16 protein-coding genes and 7 pseudogenes are annotated in these 19287 nt (G+C 39.1%); 10 read left to right on the top strand and 13 right to left on the bottom strand.

Annotation, left to right across the window (positions count from 1 at the left end; genetic code table 11):
• Nucleotides 1-12: 12 nt before the first annotated feature.
• The 4 genes and pseudogenes from KUH03_RS25700 to KUH03_RS25685 form a co-directional block, all read right to left on the bottom strand.
• A complete protein-coding gene (locus KUH03_RS25700; protein WP_257087398.1) occupies nucleotides 13-642 on the bottom strand; it encodes a hypothetical protein in 630 nt (209 codons plus the stop codon).
• Nucleotides 639-1055, bottom strand: a complete 417-nt coding sequence (locus KUH03_RS25695; RefSeq protein WP_257087397.1) for a hypothetical protein — start codon at nucleotides 1053-1055, stop codon at nucleotides 639-641. The genes KUH03_RS25700 and KUH03_RS25695 overlap by 4 nt, the downstream gene beginning before the upstream one ends.
• An 87-nt stretch (nucleotides 1056-1142) precedes the next feature.
• Nucleotides 1143-1454: a DUF4339 domain-containing protein gene (locus KUH03_RS25690; protein WP_257097302.1), complete on the bottom strand. Its 312-nt coding sequence runs from the start codon at nucleotides 1452-1454 to the stop codon at nucleotides 1143-1145.
• Nucleotides 1455-1646: 192 nt separating this feature from the next.
• A pseudogene (locus tag KUH03_RS25685) lies at nucleotides 1647-2182 on the bottom strand (SPFH domain-containing protein); the annotation flags it as partial.
• Between the two features lie 277 nt (nucleotides 2183-2459).
• Here KUH03_RS25685 and KUH03_RS25680 point away from each other — a divergent pair.
• The 4 genes and pseudogenes from KUH03_RS25680 (at nucleotide 2460) to KUH03_RS25660 (ending at nucleotide 7045) form a co-directional block, all read left to right on the top strand.
• Nucleotides 2460-4310 (top strand): annotated as a pseudogene (locus KUH03_RS25680) (DNA topoisomerase IV subunit B).
• 37 nt (nucleotides 4311-4347) lie between these two features.
• Nucleotides 4348-5185, top strand: a pseudogene (purU, locus tag KUH03_RS49165) (formyltetrahydrofolate deformylase).
• A gap of 83 nt (nucleotides 5186-5268) precedes the next feature.
• Nucleotides 5269-6480 carry a hypothetical protein gene (locus KUH03_RS25665; RefSeq protein WP_257087394.1) on the top strand — a complete coding sequence of 404 codons (1212 nt, stop codon included), beginning with the start codon at nucleotides 5269-5271 and terminating at the stop codon, nucleotides 6478-6480.
• 265 nt (nucleotides 6481-6745) lie between these two features.
• Nucleotides 6746-7045, top strand: coding sequence for a hypothetical protein (locus KUH03_RS25660; protein WP_257087393.1), 300 nt, complete (start codon nucleotides 6746-6748; stop codon nucleotides 7043-7045).
• A gap of 98 nt (nucleotides 7046-7143) precedes the next feature.
• Here the strand turns inward: KUH03_RS25660 and KUH03_RS25655 are convergent.
• From KUH03_RS25655 to KUH03_RS25645, 3 genes and pseudogenes are all read right to left on the bottom strand, one after another.
• A pseudogene (locus tag KUH03_RS25655) lies at nucleotides 7144-8048 on the bottom strand (class I SAM-dependent methyltransferase).
• A 177-nt stretch (nucleotides 8049-8225) separates the two neighbouring features.
• Entirely contained in the window at nucleotides 8226-8990 is a 765-nt protein-coding gene (locus tag KUH03_RS25650) for an ABC transporter ATP-binding protein (RefSeq protein ID WP_257087392.1), read from the bottom strand.
• Nucleotides 8991-8999: 9 nt separating this feature from the next.
• Nucleotides 9000-9734: an ABC transporter permease gene (locus tag KUH03_RS25645; RefSeq protein WP_120262200.1), complete on the bottom strand. Its 735-nt coding sequence runs from the start codon at nucleotides 9732-9734 to the stop codon at nucleotides 9000-9002.
• A 244-nt stretch (nucleotides 9735-9978) separates the two neighbouring features.
• On the opposite strand from KUH03_RS25645, the gene KUH03_RS25640 reads away from it, so the two are divergent.
• Nucleotides 9979-10926: a LiaI-LiaF-like domain-containing protein gene (locus KUH03_RS25640; RefSeq protein ID WP_257087391.1), complete on the top strand. Its 948-nt coding sequence runs from the start codon at nucleotides 9979-9981 to the stop codon at nucleotides 10924-10926.
• A gap of 45 nt (nucleotides 10927-10971) precedes the next feature.
• Nucleotides 10972-12973: pseudogene (gene ispG / locus KUH03_RS25635) on the top strand ((E)-4-hydroxy-3-methylbut-2-enyl-diphosphate synthase).
• Between the two features lie 24 nt (nucleotides 12974-12997).
• On the opposite strand, the gene KUH03_RS25630 reads toward ispG, so the two are convergent.
• Nucleotides 12998-13324 carry a T9SS type A sorting domain-containing protein gene (locus KUH03_RS25630; protein WP_257097300.1) on the bottom strand — a complete coding sequence of 109 codons (327 nt, stop codon included), beginning with the start codon at nucleotides 13322-13324 and terminating at the stop codon, nucleotides 12998-13000.
• Between the two features lie 431 nt (nucleotides 13325-13755).
• On the opposite strand from KUH03_RS25630, the pseudogene KUH03_RS25625 reads away from it, so the two are divergent.
• The 4 genes and pseudogenes from KUH03_RS25625 to KUH03_RS25615 form a co-directional block, all read left to right on the top strand.
• Nucleotides 13756-15699, top strand: a pseudogene (locus KUH03_RS25625) (KUP/HAK/KT family potassium transporter).
• A gap of 75 nt (nucleotides 15700-15774) precedes the next feature.
• Entirely contained in the window at nucleotides 15775-16242 is a 468-nt protein-coding gene (locus KUH03_RS25620) for an RlmF-related methyltransferase (RefSeq protein WP_257087390.1), read from the top strand.
• Nucleotides 16243-16255: 13 nt separating this feature from the next.
• Complete coding sequence (locus tag KUH03_RS49160) at nucleotides 16256-16420, top strand: RlmF-related methyltransferase (protein ID WP_373564843.1); 165 nt, start codon at nucleotides 16256-16258, stop codon at nucleotides 16418-16420.
• 11 nt (nucleotides 16421-16431) lie between these two features.
• Nucleotides 16432-16683, top strand: a pseudogene (locus KUH03_RS25615) (RlmF-related methyltransferase); the annotation flags it as partial.
• A gap of 62 nt (nucleotides 16684-16745) precedes the next feature.
• On the opposite strand, the gene KUH03_RS25610 reads toward KUH03_RS25615, so the two are convergent.
• From KUH03_RS25610 to KUH03_RS25590, 5 genes are all read right to left on the bottom strand, one after another.
• Nucleotides 16746-16865 (bottom strand): amino acid permease C-terminal domain-containing protein, encoded by a 120-nt coding sequence (locus tag KUH03_RS25610; protein WP_373564842.1) that lies wholly within the window; start codon nucleotides 16863-16865, stop codon nucleotides 16746-16748.
• 83 nt (nucleotides 16866-16948) lie between these two features.
• A complete protein-coding gene (locus KUH03_RS25605; RefSeq protein WP_306429165.1) occupies nucleotides 16949-17563 on the bottom strand; it encodes an APC family permease in 615 nt (204 codons plus the stop codon).
• A complete protein-coding gene (locus KUH03_RS25600) occupies nucleotides 17560-17766 on the bottom strand; it encodes a hypothetical protein (RefSeq protein WP_257087388.1) in 207 nt (68 codons plus the stop codon). Before KUH03_RS25600 ends, KUH03_RS25605 begins: the two co-directional genes overlap by 4 nt.
• 30 nt (nucleotides 17767-17796) lie before the next feature.
• Nucleotides 17797-18324 carry an amino acid permease gene (locus tag KUH03_RS25595; RefSeq protein ID WP_257087387.1) on the bottom strand — a complete coding sequence of 176 codons (528 nt, stop codon included), beginning with the start codon at nucleotides 18322-18324 and terminating at the stop codon, nucleotides 17797-17799.
• 189 nt (nucleotides 18325-18513) lie between these two features.
• Nucleotides 18514-19197 carry a hypothetical protein gene (locus KUH03_RS25590; RefSeq protein WP_257087386.1) on the bottom strand — a complete coding sequence of 228 codons (684 nt, stop codon included), beginning with the start codon at nucleotides 19195-19197 and terminating at the stop codon, nucleotides 18514-18516.
• Between the last annotated feature and the right edge of the window lie 90 nt (nucleotides 19198-19287).

The raw sequence follows: 19287 nt of genomic DNA, 5'->3' as shown, positions 1-19287 counted from the left end.
CCATTACAAGCCTTAGCCCATAAAGCTCAAAAGATATAATACTAAAAGAATCAAAAGGATCAGGGATACAATTTTCCAGACGCTGTACGGTCTTTGTCCATAAACCTTGCCATTGAAAGCATTCACCATAATTTGATAACTCTTACCTTTATACTGATAGGCTGAGAGCCAGATCGGCAACAAAATATATTTCAATCTGATCGACTTAAAATCGCTATCGATGGAATCAATGTCCTGTGTATCCCCACCAATATCATCCTCTACCTGCCGCACAATTTCACGATCCATAATAGCACGGGCAGTTCCGGCAGCCACCACATGATCAACACTGAAAGTCTCCGCGATAAAACCACTTAAATACTGTTCATTAAACGGTTTCAGGTAATCTAGGTTCCAAGGACCTATTTTGTCCGAAAATTTTTCAGGCAGTGAAGTCGATCCGGAAATAACAATATCTCTAAATCGACTATAGATCCTCCCTGAAGCAGGATACCAGTTCGTGCGGCGCTCTTCATATTCCTCCGTTTCACCGTCTGAATTACGTCGTGTCCGCGTTACATAATAATATTCCCCACGGGATCCTTCATAAGAAGAATGCACATCCGAATCATATGACCAAAATGGTATATATACACCCTTCAAACGATCATTTCGCGTATTAAAGATTTTTTTGAAATCATTGGGGCAAACCAGACCTTTCCTGCCCATTGGGTCAATAATCCAAACGCCTGTTTGTAATCCACTGTGAAAGGTACAAGTCCATGAGGTCTGACAATACGTCTTTGCTGATGATCAATAACCAATGGCGATGCACAGAAGGCACAGACATCCGCAGTAACATGCGGATTCAACCTTGAATTAGCGCCACAGTTGTTGCAATGAACAATCTCAGCCAGATAACTATAACGTTCATCTGCCACACCCTCCATCGCTTTACCAAAAACCTTATAATCCGTTGCTTCAATCTCACCACTTACGGGCATTTCATCCGCAATTTCATTTTTAGTCCCACAGTAAGAACATTCCAGATAGGAAGTTCCGGGCTGATAAGTCAAAACGGCACCGCAACCTTGGCATTTTAACCCCGATCTATTTCGGAGGTTTTCTCTTCAAAACTCATACTCGTGATAGCACTTATACCTCTAAACTCCAGGAATTGGCGGTGGAGTTTGTGAAAACAAATCCTTCAATTCTACAACTTTATCAGCCTCAGTCCAGTTATCGAGCCCTTCCTTCCATACTAACGTTGACGTGGTAAGCGTACCTTCACCCACTAATCCACGCAACTGTTCCTGATCGAAAGGTCCCTCCTGCTTGCCTTTTATAGCCAGGTAATAAGCAACGGCCTTGGGTAATGGCGGTGGCCCAGCTGATCCTGCTGCAACAGCTCCCGCACCAGCAACACCATTAGGGTTATTCCCGTCAAAATTATTCTGTTGGAATACATTGCCCATTTGTCCAACCATCCCAGCACCCAAACCTGCACCAAAGCCTGCACCAACAATACCACCACTGCTTGGATTTTCCGCTGCTTTCTCCATCGAATTGGCCGCTTGAAATTGCGCATAAGCACCAAGGTTCCCGACCACGCCCATACTACTTCTTTTATCCAGTGCTTTTTCCACTTCTTCTGGAAATGAGATATTCTCAATCAAAAATTTGGTCAAGCTCAATCCGATCTCCTCAAAATCTCCGGTTATCTTTTGTTGAATCAATGCGGAAACTTCATCGTAGTTAGACGCTAAATCCAAGGCCGGAATTTTAGACTCCGCAATAGCATCCATACCTCTTGACACAGCAATATTGCGCAATTGCTCAGTAATATCATCTACAGTAAATACCGGGGTCGTCGCAACCAACTGTTTCATAAAAACAGGAACGTCTTTCACTTGAAAGGAAAAATTTCCAAAGGCACGAAGACGTATTGGCCCAAATTCCGGATCACGCAACATAATCGGATTTTTGTTCCCCAACGCTGATTAACAAACTGACGCAGGTTAATAAAATAGACATCAGCCTTAAATGGGCTATTAAAGCCATACTTCCAACCTCTAATGGTTGTCATAATCGGCATATTTTGTGTCGTCAATTCATATCTTCCGGGTTGAAATACATCAGCAACCACACCCTCATTTAAGAACACCGCTGCCTGCCCCTCACGTACAGTAAGTTGTGCACCCATTTTTATTTCATTCTGATACCTAGGAAATTTCCATACGATCGTATCAGTACTATTATCGACCCACTCGATAATATCAATAAATTCATTCCTGATTTTATCAAATAACCCCATAAATTTTTCTCTTTACAATTACTTACACTAAATGTAAACATTTCTTGGGAAACCGCCAATTTTAACAATCATATCAGAAACCATAGATATCTAAAAAATTTAGTCTTTCATACCATATATCGTTTTTATTTTTTATACTTTTGTTAGCTAAGTTCTACATAAATTTATGAGTACATATAACGAAGACAGTATTAGGTCCCTGGATTGGAAAGAGCATATCCGCCTTCGTCCGGGAATGTACATAGGAAAGTTGGGGGACGGTTCAGCCTACGATGATGGCATCTATGTTTTATTGAAAGAAGTCGTCGACAACTCGATCGACGAATTTGTAATGGGTGCCGGTAAAACCATTGATATCACTGTAAACGAAAACAAAGTTTCAGTACGCGATTATGGCCGTGGAATTCCAATTGGCTCCGTCGTAGATGTAGTTTCCAAGATCAATACAGGTGGTAAATATGACAGCAAGGCCTTCCAAAAATCCGTTGGCTTAAATGGTGTAGGTACAAAAGCCGTCAATGCATTATCCAGCCAGTTTACAGTACAATCCTACCGCCAAAATATAACGCGTATTGCGCAGTTTTCCAAAGGGGAATTGGTAAATGACGAGCAGAAAGACACTACCCAACGTAATGGTACATCGGTAACATTCTATCCAGACGATTCTATTTTCAGAAACTACAAATACCGTTCAGAATTTGTAGAGAATATGATCTGGAATTATGTTTTTCTGAATTCAGGTCTTACGATCAACTTCAATGGACAGCGATTTATTTCTGAAAATGGATTAAAAGATCTATTAGAAAGGAATATTGACGCCGAATCCATGCGCTATCCAATCATTCACCTACGTGGGGAGGATATCGAGATTGCAATGACCCATGGTCAACAGTATGGAGAAGAATATTATTCCTTTGTGAATGGTCAGCATACCACACAAGGGGGAACACATCAGGCGGCATTCCGAGAAGCACTTGTAAAAACCATTCGCGAGTTCTACAAAAAGAATTTGATGCGTCAGATATTCGATCCTCGATTATTGGTGCCATCGCCATAAAAGTTCAGGAACCGGTTTTCGAATCCCAAACAAAAACAAAATTAGGCTCTCAGAGTGTAGGCCCAGAAGGCCCTACTGTAAGAGGGTTTATTAATGATTTTGTCAAAAAGCATTGGATGATTACTTGCATAAAAATCCAACGACAGCGGATGCGCTTCAAAAACGTATTCTCCAATCTGAAAGAGAACGGAAGGATATTGCAGGGATCAAAAAACTAGCGAATGAAAGAGCTAAAAAGCCTCTTTGCACAACCGCAAATTGCGTGACTGTAAAGTCCATTTCAGCGATAAAAACGAGCGCAACCAAGAAACGACACTTTTCATAACAGAGGGTGACTCCGCATCAGGTTCGATCACCAAATCACGTGACGTACAGACTCAAGCCGTTTTCAGCTTAAAAGGAAAACCGCTGAACTCTTATGGCATGTCCAAAAAGATCGTTTATGAAAACGAAGAGTTCAATCTCTTGCAGCACGCCCTCAATATTGAAGATGGATTGGATGGACTACGTTATAATAATATCGTTATCGCTACCGATGCCGATGTTGATGGAATGCACATCCGTCTGCTATTATTGACCTTTTTCTTACAGTTTTTCCCTGATTTGGTCAAAGCAGGACATGTATCTATCCTCCAAACACCATTATTCAGGGTGCGGAATAAAAAGGAGACGATCTATTGTTATTCGGATGAAGAAAGACAAAAAGCAATTGCGAAACTTGGAGCAAAACCTGAAATCACACGATTTAAAGGTTTAGGTGAAATATCACCCTCTGAATTTGGTCTCTTTATCGGAAAAGATATCCGTCTGGATCCTGTTATTTTATCAAAAGACAATAAAATTCAACAATTATTAGAATACTACATGGGCAAAAATACACCAGATCGACAAAAACATATTGTCGAAAATCTACGTGTAGAAGTAGACCTTGAAGAAGAACTAACAAAAAAAGCGGGTTAAATTAACCCGCTTTTTTGCGACCTACGACCAATATTTCATGTACAACCAAACCTTAATTCTGATCCAATGTCAAGATGCCGTTGGATTAGTAGCCAATATTTCAATACACTGGCCCAATATCAGCTTAACATCATTACCATGCGGGAATATGTTGATGAGGAGGCGAACAAGTTTTTGTCCGTGTTGTCTGCAATGGTCTTTTCCTGATCAGACACAGCTCACCGATTCCCTGGCCAATGTGCTTCCTCCCTCCGCTCAGATTCAGGTCAACCCCAGTAATCGAAAGAAAATTGTTGTTCTCGTAACCAAAGAGCACCATTGTTTAGCCGATATTCTTGTCCGACAACATTTTGAAACCTGGGGTGCAGAAGTACAGGCTGTCATTGGTAATTACGATACTTTACGCTCGTTTACGGATAAATTTGAGATCCCATTCCATTATATTTCGCATGAAGGTATATCGAAAGAAGATTTTGAGACACAATTGATTGCCCAAATCAAACAATACGATTTTGATTATATTATTCTAGCAAAATTTATGCGGATTCTCTCCCCTATTTGTTGCAACATTCGAAAATAGGTTGGTCAATATTCATCATTCTTTTCTACCTGCATTTATCGGCGCAAATCCTTACAAGCAGGCACATTCCCGAGGTGTAAAAATCATTGGTGCGACAGCACACTTTGTTACCGACCAGCTCGATGAAGGTCCTATCATTGTTCAAGATATTCGTCATGTCAATCATACCTACACCGTCAAAGATATGGTTACTGCCGGGAAGGAGATTGAAAAAGCCGTTTTAAGTAGAGCGATCCGCTTATTGAGTGAAGACCGTGTAATGCTCAACGATTACAAAACGATTGTATTTGAATAGTGATCACAATCACCACTTTAAACGTATAGTCATTATTTTTTAATCGCGTTATTCTTGATTATTTCGTAAAGAACTATTTAAGAATGACGCACACTTTCCATATCCCTGTATTAGGACTTGCTTTTTCGATAGACTCAGCAATCAAAGTTGCCCGCTATGGCATCTCAACGGTCATGTCTATTGTAGACGATGAGCTCATAGAGCGTATCCGGGCATATTACTGCAAACTTAACCAGCTGGCCTTTCACCCCATTCATAAGCAAGAAGAAGATTATAGAGCCAGTCGAATCACCGCTTATCTTGATTTGGTCAAGACTTTAGTAGAACAACAAATGGAAACACTAAAGCAACAACCTTTTACAGCGGATTCTGATCTAACAAAGTATTTTCAGTTATTGCCGGAATCTCATCCTGCTAGACCAATCTATCATGCCATGGAGATTGAGACCAATACCAGTATCAAGCAGCAGTTACAAGAATTATTGATTGGCTATGTAAAACCTGGCGAAATCGATGTCAATATTATGTCCAAAGTGGATAAACTGAATTTTAAAAATGATGTTGCTTTGGATCAAAAGTATTCAGACGCTTCAGCTGCGCTACGCGGATTCGTCAATTCCACTTTACATTCCGCTGTTATCCTATCAGCGGGAATGAATCCTCATTTATACGCCTATCTGGCCGAATTACCAGCATTCTTTCCAAAACCTGACAGCACATTTGATAAAAAGGTAGTTTTGAAAGTCAGCGACTTTAGATCATCACTCATCCAGGCAAAATATCTTGCAAAAAGAGGTGTTTGGGTATCCGAATTCCGGGTAGAATCCGGATTGAATTGTGGTGGGCACGCTTTCGCTACAGATGGTTTCTTATTGGGACCCATCCTTGAGGAGTTCAAAGAAAAAAAAGAAAATTTAAAAATTGAGCTCTTTACAATTTATCAGGATTATTGGGCATCCCAAGGTGTACGATTAACGGATTTTCCTCCAATGAAGTACACTGTACAAGGCGGAGTAGGGACAGCCATGGAGCATCAGTTTCTACTGGATTATTATGAATTTGACGCTGTAGGCTGGGGTTCCCCTTTTCTAATGGTCCCAGAGGCAACAACGGTAGACAATGAAACATTGAAAGCACTGGAGGAAGCGGAGAAAACAGATTTCTATTGCAGTGGAGCATCACCTTTAGGAGTACCATTTAATAATTTTAGACCAAGTAATGCCGAAAAATTACGATTGGAACGCATCAAAAAGGAAGACCGGGTAGTCCCTGTAAAAGGAATATCTTGTTACTAATCGTGAGTTCGGAGAAAAACCGGTTTGCACCGCTTCACGCACTTATCAGCATCAAAAGATCCGGGAACTACAGGGGCAAGGACTTACCGATGAAGAATATAACAGGTCATTTGATACCATCACCGAAAAAACCTGTCTTTGTGAAGGTCTCGCAGCTCCCGCCTACCTCAAATATGGCATCCAACGAAATAAAGAACAGACAGCTGTTTCTATTTGCCCTGGACCTAATCTGGTCTGGTTCAAAAGGCAATATTCTTTAAAACAGATGGTTGATCATATTTATGGCCGTGGCTCTATCCTAAAGCATTCAGATAGACCATTTGTGCTAATCAATGAATTAAACCTTTACATCGATCATATCCAAAAGTACGTCGAGGACAATAAAGACATCCTCAATGACAAAAAAATAAAATATATCACGAAGTTCAAGGCGCAATTACAGCTAGGGATAGATTACTATCATCGGTTACAAAATAAACTCCTTTATATTCCTAAAAGCACCCAGGCAGCCATACCATTACAATTGGAACTCGCTATGATCCGTTTAAATAATGTTCATATTTAAGTACGATATCTATTTCATGCTAAAAATAAACGCGGCAGATCCACAAGACCTGCCGCGTTTTATGTTATTAAATACTTGCCTTTATTCAACGGCAAGATCTACTTTGCAATTTTACGAAATTTTCCAAAAACGCCTAATGGCAATTTTGGTCCTGCTGTAGCCTGTAGAAACAGTTCGCCAATTTCTAAATTCTCCACTTTCGGAAATGCAGTTTTTATTAGATTCTCAACAATAACCGAAGAGAAACCTAATGAATAGGTATTTAAGATCAAAAAATGCTCCTTAGGATCCAGTAATTGAACAACCTCAGTCATCATCTCCATGATATGATCTTCAAGCTTCCATTTCTCCCCTTTTGGCCCATGTCCATATGCTGGTGGATCCAATATAATACCATTGTAAGTATTTCCGCGTTTTAGCTCACGCTTGACAAATTTCAATGCGTCCTCAACCATCCAACGAATATTGTCGAGATTGGAAATCTCCATATTTTCATTGGCCCATGTAACAACCTGCTTAATGGAATCGACGTGTGTTGTATCTGCTCCCGCAGCTTTAGCTATTAATGAAGCACCTCCTGTATAGGCAAAAAGATTTAAAACTTTAGGTTTTTCGGTCTTGAAAGAACGAACAGATTCCGAAATATAATCCCAATTGACAGCCTGTTCAGGAAATATACCAACATGTTTAAACGAGGTAAGGCCCAACCTAAACTTGATCGCTACATCATCGTTTTTATATTGAATATGCCAACGATCTTGAATCTTCGGATTTTTTTCAACCATTCTCCAGAAGTAGCTGAACGCCCCTTGAACTTGATATGATAACGTTTGTTCCATTCTGCATCGCTCAAAGCCTTAGGCCATACAGCTTGTGGTTCGGGTCTGATTAATACAAGATCTCCAAAACGTTCTAATTTTTCAAAATCACCACAGTCAATGAGCTCATAGTCCTTCCAGTGTTGTGGGGTCAATAGTTGTATATTCGTTGTTGCCAAAATCAAAATTTTCCGACAAAACTAAGCTAAATTTCTTTCATATTGAAATTTAGCGTTCGTCCATCTTACTTAAAAATAACATTCGTAAGATTAAAACATATAAAAATTTCATGTAAATCAATAAAGACACAATCTGTTCAAAAAACAGCTATTGATTACAGATTTCAATCATACGCTTCCTTTTCAGCATTTATTACCCCATAGAGGCTTTGCACTTTTCATCAACGGGCTTGCAAATACAAAATTATTTAACTCTTCGACATCAGACCGCATCATATCTTTATTGGATCCCTCCCAAAATTTCTGCCCCTTATATAAAAACAGAATATATTCACCAATTCCCATAACCGAATTCATATCATGGGTCACAACGACCGTTGTACACTTTAATTCTTGCGTAATTTTAAGAACCAGCTCGTCGATTACAATAGAGGTTTCAGGATCCAAACCTGAGTTGGGTTCATCACAAAAAAGATATTTGGGATTCATACTGATTGCACGTGCAATGCCTACCCGTTTTTTCATCCCACCGGATAGCTCCGCGGGGAACAACTTGTTGCGCCCCTCCAAATTAACCTGTTCCAAGCAATGGTTCGCACGGTCCAATTTCTCAGATTTAGACATATCTGTGAACATATCCAGCGAGAACATAATATTCTGCTCGACTGTCATTGAATCGAATAAGGCTGAATTTTGGAACAGCATACCTATTTCTTTCCGGATGGGCACGCGTTCCTCAAAATTCATCCGCGTGAAGTCCGTCTGGTCAAACAACACCTTTCCTTTTTCCGGATGATGTAATCCGACAATACATTTTAGTAAGGTACTTTTTCCCGAACCAGATCCACCAATAATTAAACTCACTTTTCCAGGTTCAAAATTTGCACTGATCCCCTTTAAAACATGGTTATCACCGAAAGACTTATTAATATTTTCAATTTGAATCATATGATCTTTTTAAAGCATTAATGCTGTAATCACATAGTCTGCTGCCAGAATGGTAATACATCCAACGACAACAGCTTCAGTGCTCGCTTGTCCTACTTCTAAGGCCCCTCCCTTCACTTTATACCCTTTATATGCAGATACAGAAGTAATAATAAAGCCAAATACAACAGCTTTTACAAGTGCTACGGTCACTGTAAATCCATTGAAATTATCTTGAATACCTAAAATATAATCCGCCGGAGTTACAGCTCCAGAAAGAGAGCCACCCAATAGACCACCTACTAGTGCACAGACTATGGCGATAATAACCAGCATCGGAATCATAGTCACTCCCGCCAATATTTTAGGCAATATGAGATAGCCCGGAGCGTTTATCCCCATAATCTCCAAAGCATCAATCTGCTCGGTCACACGCATTGACCCAATCTGGGAAGAAATCGAAGAGCCAATTTTCCCCATCAGTACCAATCCCGAAATCGTAGGCCCCAGCTCCAAAATATTTGAATCCCTATTGATGGAACCAATAATCGAATTTGGAATTAGATCAGAGACCATCTGAAAAGCAATCTGCATGGTCATTACCGCTCCAATAAACGTGGAAATGATCACAATAAGTCCTAAAGATCCTATGCCGATATCGGTCATTGTCAGCATGGTTTCTTTCCAATAGATACGCCCTTTCTCCGGCCTTTTAAAGACTGACTTCAGTAGTATTAGATACGCACCAATGTGATGAAAAATCATATTATCAATTTAAATTCTATGTATTATACAAACCAAGCACGATGTTTGGTCCATGTATCCATTAAAGGTACTTAATTCCAACAAATATATAAACAAGCGAAAACCTAAAAAGTAGGAGAAAAACAAAATTACTTACCGATCAATTAGTCACATTTACCGAATTTTTATGTATAATAGCCTAATCTTTCGTACAGTGTCTAACAAAGCGATTTACTTTTGGGATATATAACAAACGGAATTAGTCATGAACACACAACGTATAACAACTGGAATTACAATTCTTTTTATAGGGATTGTCTTATTATTATCCCAACTTAACAGTATTTCCTTTAATTGGGTAGGAATTTTCAGATATTGGCCATTATTTATTGTCCTCGCTGGAATCCGTATGCTGATCCCTAAGGATCAACAAATCGGACAGTTTATTGCTATCGGTGCTACTGTAGTTATCCTGGGTTTTCTTACATATATCGGATTATCTACTCCAAAAGAACCTCTTTTGACGCAATTATTAAAAAACAAAGGGGTACAGATCGATATGGACGATCCAAATGACAAGACCAACTATACAGCACAGAAACTACAAGTCCCTCTAGACGATAAAATCAAAAGCGCAAATTTAAACATCGATTTGGGAGCTACATCCTTAAAAAACGATAGTACAACTACATCTTCAATTTTCACCGCATATAATACTTCTAGTGAATATCTCTTGGGTATGACTACACATGGTGAATCTTCAGATAAGATTGATATTAACTTAAAAGGTAAATTCAAAGACAAGGATTTTAATAGCAAAAATAACAATACCTACATCTCACTCAATCCAAATATCGTATGGAAGCTGAACTTTGATATCGGTGCAATTGATGCCAAATTGGATCTTTCACCATATAAAATTGAGGTATTGGATATTGATGCAGGAGCGACCAGTCTAAAATTAAAACTTGGACAACCTTTAGCAACAACAAAGATATCCATGGACGCTGGTGCATCTTCGATCGAAATTGCAATCCCTAAAAATGCAGCATGTCGTATCACCAGCGATAATGCCCTGTCATCAACTTCCTATGAAGGCGATTTCCTAAAAATGGATGGTATGGTAAAATCAACAAATTATGATGCAGCGACTGAAAAATTTGATTTTGACATCAATGGCGGAATTGCTTCAATAAAAATTAGAAGATATTAATTGACAGCGATTTTTTAGCCAAGAAAAGCTAACTTTGTGTTATATATGAACACAAGTAATATGTTGACTTTACCAGGAATCTATTGCAATTCCAAGGTAGAATATTCGAGATGGAAAACAAGGGAAATTCAGATTGGAGATATCCCTATGGGTGGAGACAACCCGATCCGCATTCAAAGTATGACTACTGTGGATACAATGGATACACTGGGCTCGGTAGAACAGACTATTCGAATGGTAGAAGCGGGTTGTGAATATGTTCGTATCACTGCACCAAGTATAAAAGAAGCTCAGAATCTAGCAAATATAAAAAGTGAGCTTCGAAAAGAGGGTATAACGTACCCTTAGTAGCAGATATCCACTTTACACCAAATGCCGCTGAAGTTGCCGCCCGGATAGTCGAGAAAGTTCGGGTAAACCCAGGTAATTATGCCGATAAGAAGAAATTTGACCTGTTATCATATACTGAAGCAGAATATAAATTAGAACTAGAGCGTATCTACACCAAGTTTACTCCGCTGGTAAACATTTGTAAAGAATATGGCACTGCCATGCGGATTGGTACAAATCATGGTTCTCTTTCAGATCGGATCATGAGCCACTATGGGGACACCCCTGAGGGAATGGTCGAATCCGCCATGGAGTTCATCCGGATGTGTGAAGATCTAAATTTCTATAATCTATGTATTTCAATGAAATCCTCCAACCCGCAAGTAATGGTCAAGGCCTACCGTTTGCTGGTTGAAAAGATGGTTTCTGAAAATATGAATTATCCGCTACATCTTGGCGTGACGGAGGCCGGTGATGGAGAGGATGGTCGTGAAATCTGCGGTAGGAATAGGTACACTTCTAGAAGACGGGCTTGGAGATACTGTAAGGGTTTCCTGACCGAAGAACCTGAACGCGAAGCTCCAGTAGCAATTGCGTTGGTCAATAGATATAGTCAGCGAAAAACGGTTTTGGCCAATCAACCAAAAGAAGAAATCATACAGCTCGCATCAGATAGTCCAGTTGTTCCCTATCAGAGTCAGGAGGTCAATACCTTCATCGGTGGTTCGCTGGTTCCCAGAATTGTGACAGATATCTCGAATGAAAATCTGAAAGACGCCCAAATTCTTACAAAAGTTGGCTACCGCTATGATATCCTTTTGGATAAATATCATATGGGTGAGCAATCCGTAGATTTTGTTTATCTAGGGGATCATTTGCCTTCATTTAATATGCCCGCAAATTTAAAACAGGTATATAATTTTGTGACATGGTCCAATCTTAAGGACAAAACAAATATCCATCCACTCTATACGCTGGAAGAGTTTGTACATGCAGACAGTAAGGATAGTGTGTTGAATATGGTAAAAATCCGTAATACGGATTTAACAAGTCCGCTATTTGAATCATTGCCGTTAGACAAGACTGTTGTATTTATATTAGAAACCGATCATACGCATGGAATGGCCGATCAACGGCAATTTTTCCGAAATCTGCAAGAAATCGGCATTGATAATCCTGTCATTATCAAAAGATCCTATCGTAAAGAGGATTTTTCAGGTCCTATGGGCGAGTTTATGAACCCCGAGGAGCCTATATCGAAAATACAGCTATATGCTTCCACAGACATGGGTGCATTGTTAATTGATGGTTTAGGTTCGGGCATATGGATTGATTCTCCGGCGACCCCGTTAGAGAACATTGCATCTCTTTCCTTCGGAATACTGCAAGCAACCCGCTCAAGAATATCAAAAACAGAATATATCTCTTGCCCAAGCTGTGGAAGAACATTGTTTGATCTTCAGGAAACCACTCAAATGATTCGAGTCGCACCAATCACCTCAAAGGCTTGAAAATTGGCATTATGGGTTGTATTGTGAATGGCCCAGGTGAGATGGCTGATGCAGATTACGGATATGTGGGAGCTGGTCCTGATAAGGTAACCTTATATAGAGGCCAAGAGGTCGTCAAAAAGAATGTAAGTTCAGCCCAGGCATTGGACGAATTGATCAAGATCATCCAAGATGATGGACTATGGATTGATGAAGTACAAGAATAAGCGATAATATAATAAGTAAGGGGATCAAATGATCCCCTTACTTATTATATTATATTGTAAATTCAATTTTATCAATTGAGTATTCTCGTCTTCCTTAGCGGACAGAAAATCTTTTACCACAGTCTCCGATCCAGCAACAACGCGCACAAAATAAAATCCAGTTGTCAATTTGCCACCATGTTCAAAAGAAAGATTCTGAACACCAGCGTCAAGATTTCCATTCATCAGTTGTAGAATTTCATTACCTAAAGCATCCATGACTTTAATAGACACACTAGATGACTTTGCCAATTTAAAGGAAAGATTGACTTGTTCGGCAATTGGATTATAAAATACTTTAACGTTATTGATCAGTTTCTCAGTATCCTTAATATTGTTATCTCCAAATCCTCATTACCGTTCCAAGTAGCTTGCAAAAAGTATGGTCATCAGGAGACTTCGCATACACCCGACCTACCCCGCTGCACAAGGTCAGTGTGGTAATAAGTGTTAAATAAGCTGCTTTAAGTAGATTTCTCCCCATAGTGTTAAATTAGACTTCAAATATTGGTTACGGTTTAATCAAATATAACGCTAACTATTTGAATTATCAACAACAAAGTTAGTATTTTGTTTAAAATTTTTTGAGGTAAAGTAGGGATCGATAGATTCTTTTAACAAATTTTAACAGCTCTTGCGCATGTCAAATGAAATGCTAAAATTTGGCGCAGCAAATGTACCTGCTTAAAGTACAGACAAAAAGTCTATTTTTGCATTATATTTTGAAATAAAATAATAATTAAATGACAGATAACAGTCATCACAACAGTATCAATAAGGTGAGTGTCGCCGGATTATTGATCAGTTTAGGAATCGTGTTTGGAGATATCGGTACCTCGCCGCTATATGTCTTCAAAGCAATCATGGGTCAAGGTGCCATTCAAAAGATCTTGTTTTGGGAGGTCTCTCCTGCGTCTTTTGGACACTCACCCTACAAACAACCATCAAATATGTCTGGATCACCTTACGTGCTGACAATAAAGGCGAAGGTGGAATTCTTTCACTTTACTCTTTAGTTCGCAAACGGGCACCGTGGTTGATTTTCCCAGCAATGATAGGTGCAGCCACATTGCTAGCTGATGGGATGATTACACCCGCTATCACAATATCCTCTGCTATAGAAGGTTTGGATATCAAATTTCCAGGTCTTCCAACAGTACCGATTGTGGTAACGATTATTTCTTTACTTTTTATTATTCAACGATTTGGCACTTCTGTTGTCGGAAAAGTATTCGGCCCATTAATGACAATATGGTTTACCATTATTGGAGTTCTTGGTCTGTCCCATATCCATTTGGCTCCAGAAGTAATGAAAGCAATTAATCCGTATTATGCCTTTCATATCTTAATAACCTACCCACACTCTCTCCTCTTGATCGGTGCTGTATTTCTTTGTACAACAGGTGCAGAAGCTCTATATTCAGATATGGGACACTGTGGTAAGGCAAATATTCGCATTAGCTGGATTTATGTTAAGATCACACTGATATTAAACTATTTTGGTCAAGGAGCTTGGTTATTAACACAGGAAGGTCGTGTGTTAGGCGGAGCAAATCCATTTTACTCCATCATGCCAGATTGGTTTATCGGTTATGGTATCGCTATCGCAACTATTGCTGCCGTAATTGCCAGTCAGGCCATGATCTCTGGTTCATATACCTTAATTTCGGAAGCTGTACGTTTAAACATCTGGCCTAAAGTTGCGATCCGCTATCCTAGTGAGCATAAAGGTCAATTATATGTTCCTTCAATCAACCTTATTCTTTGGATCGGTTGTATGATTGTTATCTGGGTTTTCGAAGAATCAAGCAAAATGGATGCGGCCTATGGTCTTGCCATCAACCTAACGGTACTGATGACAACCGTTTTAATGGGTTATTTCCTAGCCATGAAAAAAGTCAACCGTGTACTCATTGGGATTTTCCTAGTCGCGTATTTTGTGATAGAGTTGACATTCCTGATCGGTAATGGTGTAAAAATTGCCCATGGCGGTTGGTTGACACTTTTATTAGCGATTGCCTTGTTTGGTACAATGTACTGCTGGTATACTGCACGTAAGATTAAAAATCGTTTTGTCAACTTTATCAATATCAATAAATATTATCCGATTATATCGGAATTGAGCGAAGACAAGTCCGTTCCACCCTTTGCGTCACATTTGGTATACTTGACCAGTGCAAACTTCAAGTCTGAAATTGAAGCCAAAATTATTTACTCCATCATTAATAAAAAACCTAAACGCGCTGACGTTTACTGGCTGGTACACGTGGATGTTATGGATCATCCCCACACGAGGGAATACTCCATTGATCAACTGATCCCTGGAAAACTTATACGAATTGACTTCAAATTGGGCTTTAGAGAAGAACAGCGTATTAGCCTACTCTTCAGAAAAGTTGTTGAAGAAATGGTGAAAAAGGTGAAATTGATATCACAAGTCAATACGACACACTGCGTAAACATAATATTCCAGGAGATTTCAAATTTGTGGTACTGGAAAAGGTATTATCCAAAACCAACCAGATGTCATGGATCGAAAAAGTGATTATGGATATCTATGGGTACTTGAAAAAATGAGTTTATCCGAAGAAAAGGGATTTGGTTTAGATTCCAGTTTCGTCACGATTGAGCGGGTCCCACTGAATTTCCCACAGACATCGGAGGTTCATCTCATACGAAAAGATTAAGTCTTAAAAGGTGGTGCAAAAGCATCGCCTTTTTTATTCAATAGAATTGCATTACTTTTGTGCAAATATTATATCATGGCAGACGCTAATCCAACAAAGAAATTACACCCTCGAAATAGACATCTCGATAATTACAATTTTGACGAACTTAGCAAAATCGAACCTTCCTTAAAAGATTTTGTTACAGTAAATGCTTATAAGCTCAAAACAATTGATTTTAACAACCCCGATGCTGTTAAGGTTTTAAATCAAGCACTTCTTAAAAAATACTACCACATCCAACATTGGGATATCCCAAAGGAAAATCTATGTCCTCCTATTCCAGGTAGAGCAGATTATATTCATTATGTTGCGGATGTTCTTGCCAGAGATAATAACGGTGAAATTCCAAAAGGAGGAAAGGTCCGACTGCTAGATATTGGTGTGGGTGCCAGTTGTATCTATCCCATTATAGGTCACCAAGAATATGGATGGAGTTTTGTTGGTTCAGAAATCATAAAAAAGCATATAAAAACGCAATTGAAATTACGCGTACCAATGTGAGCTTAAAAAGAATATCCAAATACGATTACAGAACAATCCAAAAGCGATTTTCAAAGATATCATCCTCCCAGATGAAAAATTCGACATGATCATCTGCAATCCACCTTTCTTTAGTTCGCAGACAGAAGCATTACAACAATCCGTACGTAAAGCTACAGGTATAAAAATGCGAAATTAGATGAGAATACCGTTGTCCAGACGTTCTCGGGACAAGGAAGTGAACTTTGGTGTGATGGCGGCGAGAAAGCCTTCTTGACACGCATGATATTTGAGAGCCAATTCTATAAAGATCAGGTTAAATGGTTCTCCTCATTGGTTGCTCATCGTGAAGACGTTCGTTTTCTACAGCATAAGTTAAAGAAAATCAATGTAAAAGAGTCCGAAGTTATCCGCATGGAACAAGGTAACAAAGTAAGCCGAATCCTGTTGTGGAGATTTTAAATAAAAAAGGAGCTATTGAAAAAATAGCTCCTTTTTATTTAAATATCATAGATACCAGATCTCTAAACAGCTGCTGATTTATTTAATTTAGAATGTTTATAGCCGTACATAAAATACACTCCTAAACCAAGAACCAACCAAATCACGAAAATAATCCAGTTACTTGCACCAAGCTCGGTCATCAGATAAAGATTAATCAATATGCCGATAACAGGTAAAAGCGAGAAATTCATTTTAAAGCTATAAATGCCCAAACCCAACCATGTTAGCCAAAAATGATCACTAACATTTTATGTTCTATTATTTCCAAAATGGAAAGCTTCTTCCATTCATTCAATGTATCTTTTCCATAGATTCCTATCAAGACAATCGCGATGATGAGCCCTGCTCCAACCAGGTATTTACCATTGATATAGGGAACCTTAAATTTGGATTTGGCCGATAATCCCGAATAATCCATATATAGTACACCCGCGCAGACTAAAATAAAGGCGAAGAACGTACCAACACTCGTCAAATCAACAAAGAAGTCCATCTTGAAAAATAAAGAAGGAATTGCTACAACAAGACCTGTTACAATTGTCGCAAAAGAGGGTGTTTTATATTTCGGGTGAATTGTCGCAAATTTCTTCCATAATAATCCGTCCCTGCTCATTGTCATCCAAATCCTTGGTTGAGCCAATTGATACACCAGCAGAGCACTGGTAATCGCGATAACAGATGTTACCGATATCACCCCAGCCATATGGTCAAATCCAACATACTTAAACACAAAAGCCAAAGGATCTTTTACATTAAGTTCGGTATAATTTACCATCCCTGTCAACACCAATGTAATAGCCACATACAGTACTGTGCAAATCAATAAACAATAAATCATTGCTTTAGGTAGATCACGCTGTGGGTTTTACATTCCTCGGCAGTTGTTGAGATCGAATCAAATCCGATAAAAGCAAAGAATACAGCCGCCACACTTCCAAGTACCCCCTGCAGGCCATTTGGTGCAAAAGGAGTCCAATTTTCTGGCTTCACGTAAAAGATTCCACCAAAAATTACCGCCAGGATTATCCCTACCTTGATCATAACCATAATCATACTTGCTTTTGGGATTCCTTAATACCTATATAAACGAGCCAAGTGACCAAAAAGGTAATTACCCCGCGGGTAAATCAAATATAATAGGCATTCCCCGATACGTGGCGCACTGTTAAATGCAGCAAGCCCATGCTGATCAATGGCCGTAAGACTTGACATCCCATGTTGATTCATTTTATCCACAGCGTCATAAGCATACCCAGGTGCCATCGAAAGCCAAGCAGGTATATGCAGCCCAAACCCCTCCAACATAGAAACAAAATATTGCGACCAGGAAATAGCTATTACCGTATTTGAAACCGCATATTCCAATACCAACGCCCAGCCGATAATCCAGGCAAACAGCTCACCAAAAGCCACATAGGCATACGTATAAGCTGATCCCGAGACAGGTACGGTACTGGCAAACTGTGCATATGCCAGTGCTGTAAACACGCAGGCAAAAGCAGTAAAAATAAATAGAAGAGAAACGGCAGGCCCACCTTCATAACTCGCTAATCCAATGGTGCTAAAGATTCCAGCGCCAACAATAGCGGCTATACCCAATGAAACCAGATCGGTTACCCCAAAACCTTCGCGAGGCCAGTTCCACCCTCCTTTTGGGTATCCAGTAGGATCTGATCAACACTTTTCTTCCGAAAAAGTCTATGTGACATGTAATATTAGTTTTATACGTAAAATTATGCGAAAATAAATATTTTCAAGGTCTTATACTATTGGTATTTTTTGAACAAATTATTTAAAGTCGACCAACTCATAATGAATATATTGATAAATCTCTTGATAATCCGCCATATGATGCTGTAAATAAGAAATTAATTGTTCGGTCAATAATTCACGCTGATGCTCCTGAACGTCAAATTGCCATAAGCGCTTACAGATATTAAAAAGGGCATCTGCAATTTTTTCAATATGTGCATAATCATAGATATATTTCCATTCAATAAATTGATGGTAGAATTTCTCAAATTTTGGAATATCGTTTAATTGGTTTATTTTCAGAAATTTTCGTACAGCATCTTCGTTCACCTGGGACATTGCCGAATAGAACTTATCGATAGATACCGCTTTTTGCTGTGTCAGGATATGATCTAGCAGCAGTTCTAAAGCAATATGCGCCATAAAGGAAGGTCGAATGGGCAGTCCCTGTAGACTTGACTGTATCTGTAACTTTAATTGATGTGTGTGATGAAAAAAATAAGTTGAATTATGAAAGAGACGATCAACCTCTATATGACGGTTCCAACCGATATAAAGTTGCTCCAACAATGGGTTATCCAGCAATTCATCTTCATATTGCCTGGGTTTGAGCACAAAAGTTTTATCGGCATTCTTTAACAGATCGGGTAACAAGCCACCGACAATTCGCTCGGGATTGATCGCAAACCGCTCAAAATAAAAATGTGATAAAAAATTCATATTAGCTTATTAGCGTGTGCTTTTATATGGAATTATTCGCTCAATATACGCTTAATCTCCTATCTTTGCATCTTGTAAATTAAAAATTAA

This window comes from Sphingobacterium sp. E70, assembly GCF_019285695.1.
GTDB lineage: Bacteria > Bacteroidota > Bacteroidia > Sphingobacteriales > Sphingobacteriaceae > Sphingobacterium > Sphingobacterium detergens.
Note: the sequence above shows the minus strand (reverse complement) of the source record. Positions and strands in the feature narration are given on the sequence as shown.

Bases quoted from the DNA above. Each gene is read 5' to 3' on its own strand.
- KUH03_RS25650 (WP_257087392.1), bottom strand. From the start codon at position 8,990: ATGATTCAAATTGAAAATATTAATAAGTCTTTCGGTGATAACCATGTT.
- KUH03_RS25665 (WP_257087394.1), top strand. From the start codon at position 5,269: ATGACGCACACTTTCCATATCCCTGTATTAGGACTTGCTTTTTCGATA.
- KUH03_RS25600 (WP_257087388.1), bottom strand. From the start codon at position 17,766: ATGATCAAGGTAGGGATAATCCTGGCGGTAATTTTTGGTGGAATCTTT.
- KUH03_RS25690 (WP_257097302.1), bottom strand. From the start codon at position 1,454: ATGGGCAATGTATTCCAACAGAATAATTTTGACGGGAATAACCCTAAT.
- KUH03_RS25620 (WP_257087390.1), top strand. From the start codon at position 15,775: ATGGCAGACGCTAATCCAACAAAGAAATTACACCCTCGAAATAGACAT.
- KUH03_RS25640 (WP_257087391.1), top strand. From the start codon at position 9,979: ATGAACACACAACGTATAACAACTGGAATTACAATTCTTTTTATAGGG.
- KUH03_RS25610 (WP_373564842.1), bottom strand. From the start codon at position 16,865: ATGACCGAGCTTGGTGCAAGTAACTGGATTATTTTCGTGATTTGGTTG.
- KUH03_RS25605 (WP_306429165.1), bottom strand. From the start codon at position 17,563: ATGATTTATTGTTTATTGATTTGCACAGTACTGTATGTGGCTATTACA.
- KUH03_RS25645 (WP_120262200.1), bottom strand. From the start codon at position 9,734: ATGATTTTTCATCACATTGGTGCGTATCTAATACTACTGAAGTCAGTC.
- KUH03_RS25590 (WP_257087386.1), bottom strand. From the start codon at position 19,197: ATGAATTTTTTATCACATTTTTATTTTGAGCGGTTTGCGATCAATCCC.
- KUH03_RS25660 (WP_257087393.1), top strand. From the start codon at position 6,746: ATGGTTGATCATATTTATGGCCGTGGCTCTATCCTAAAGCATTCAGAT.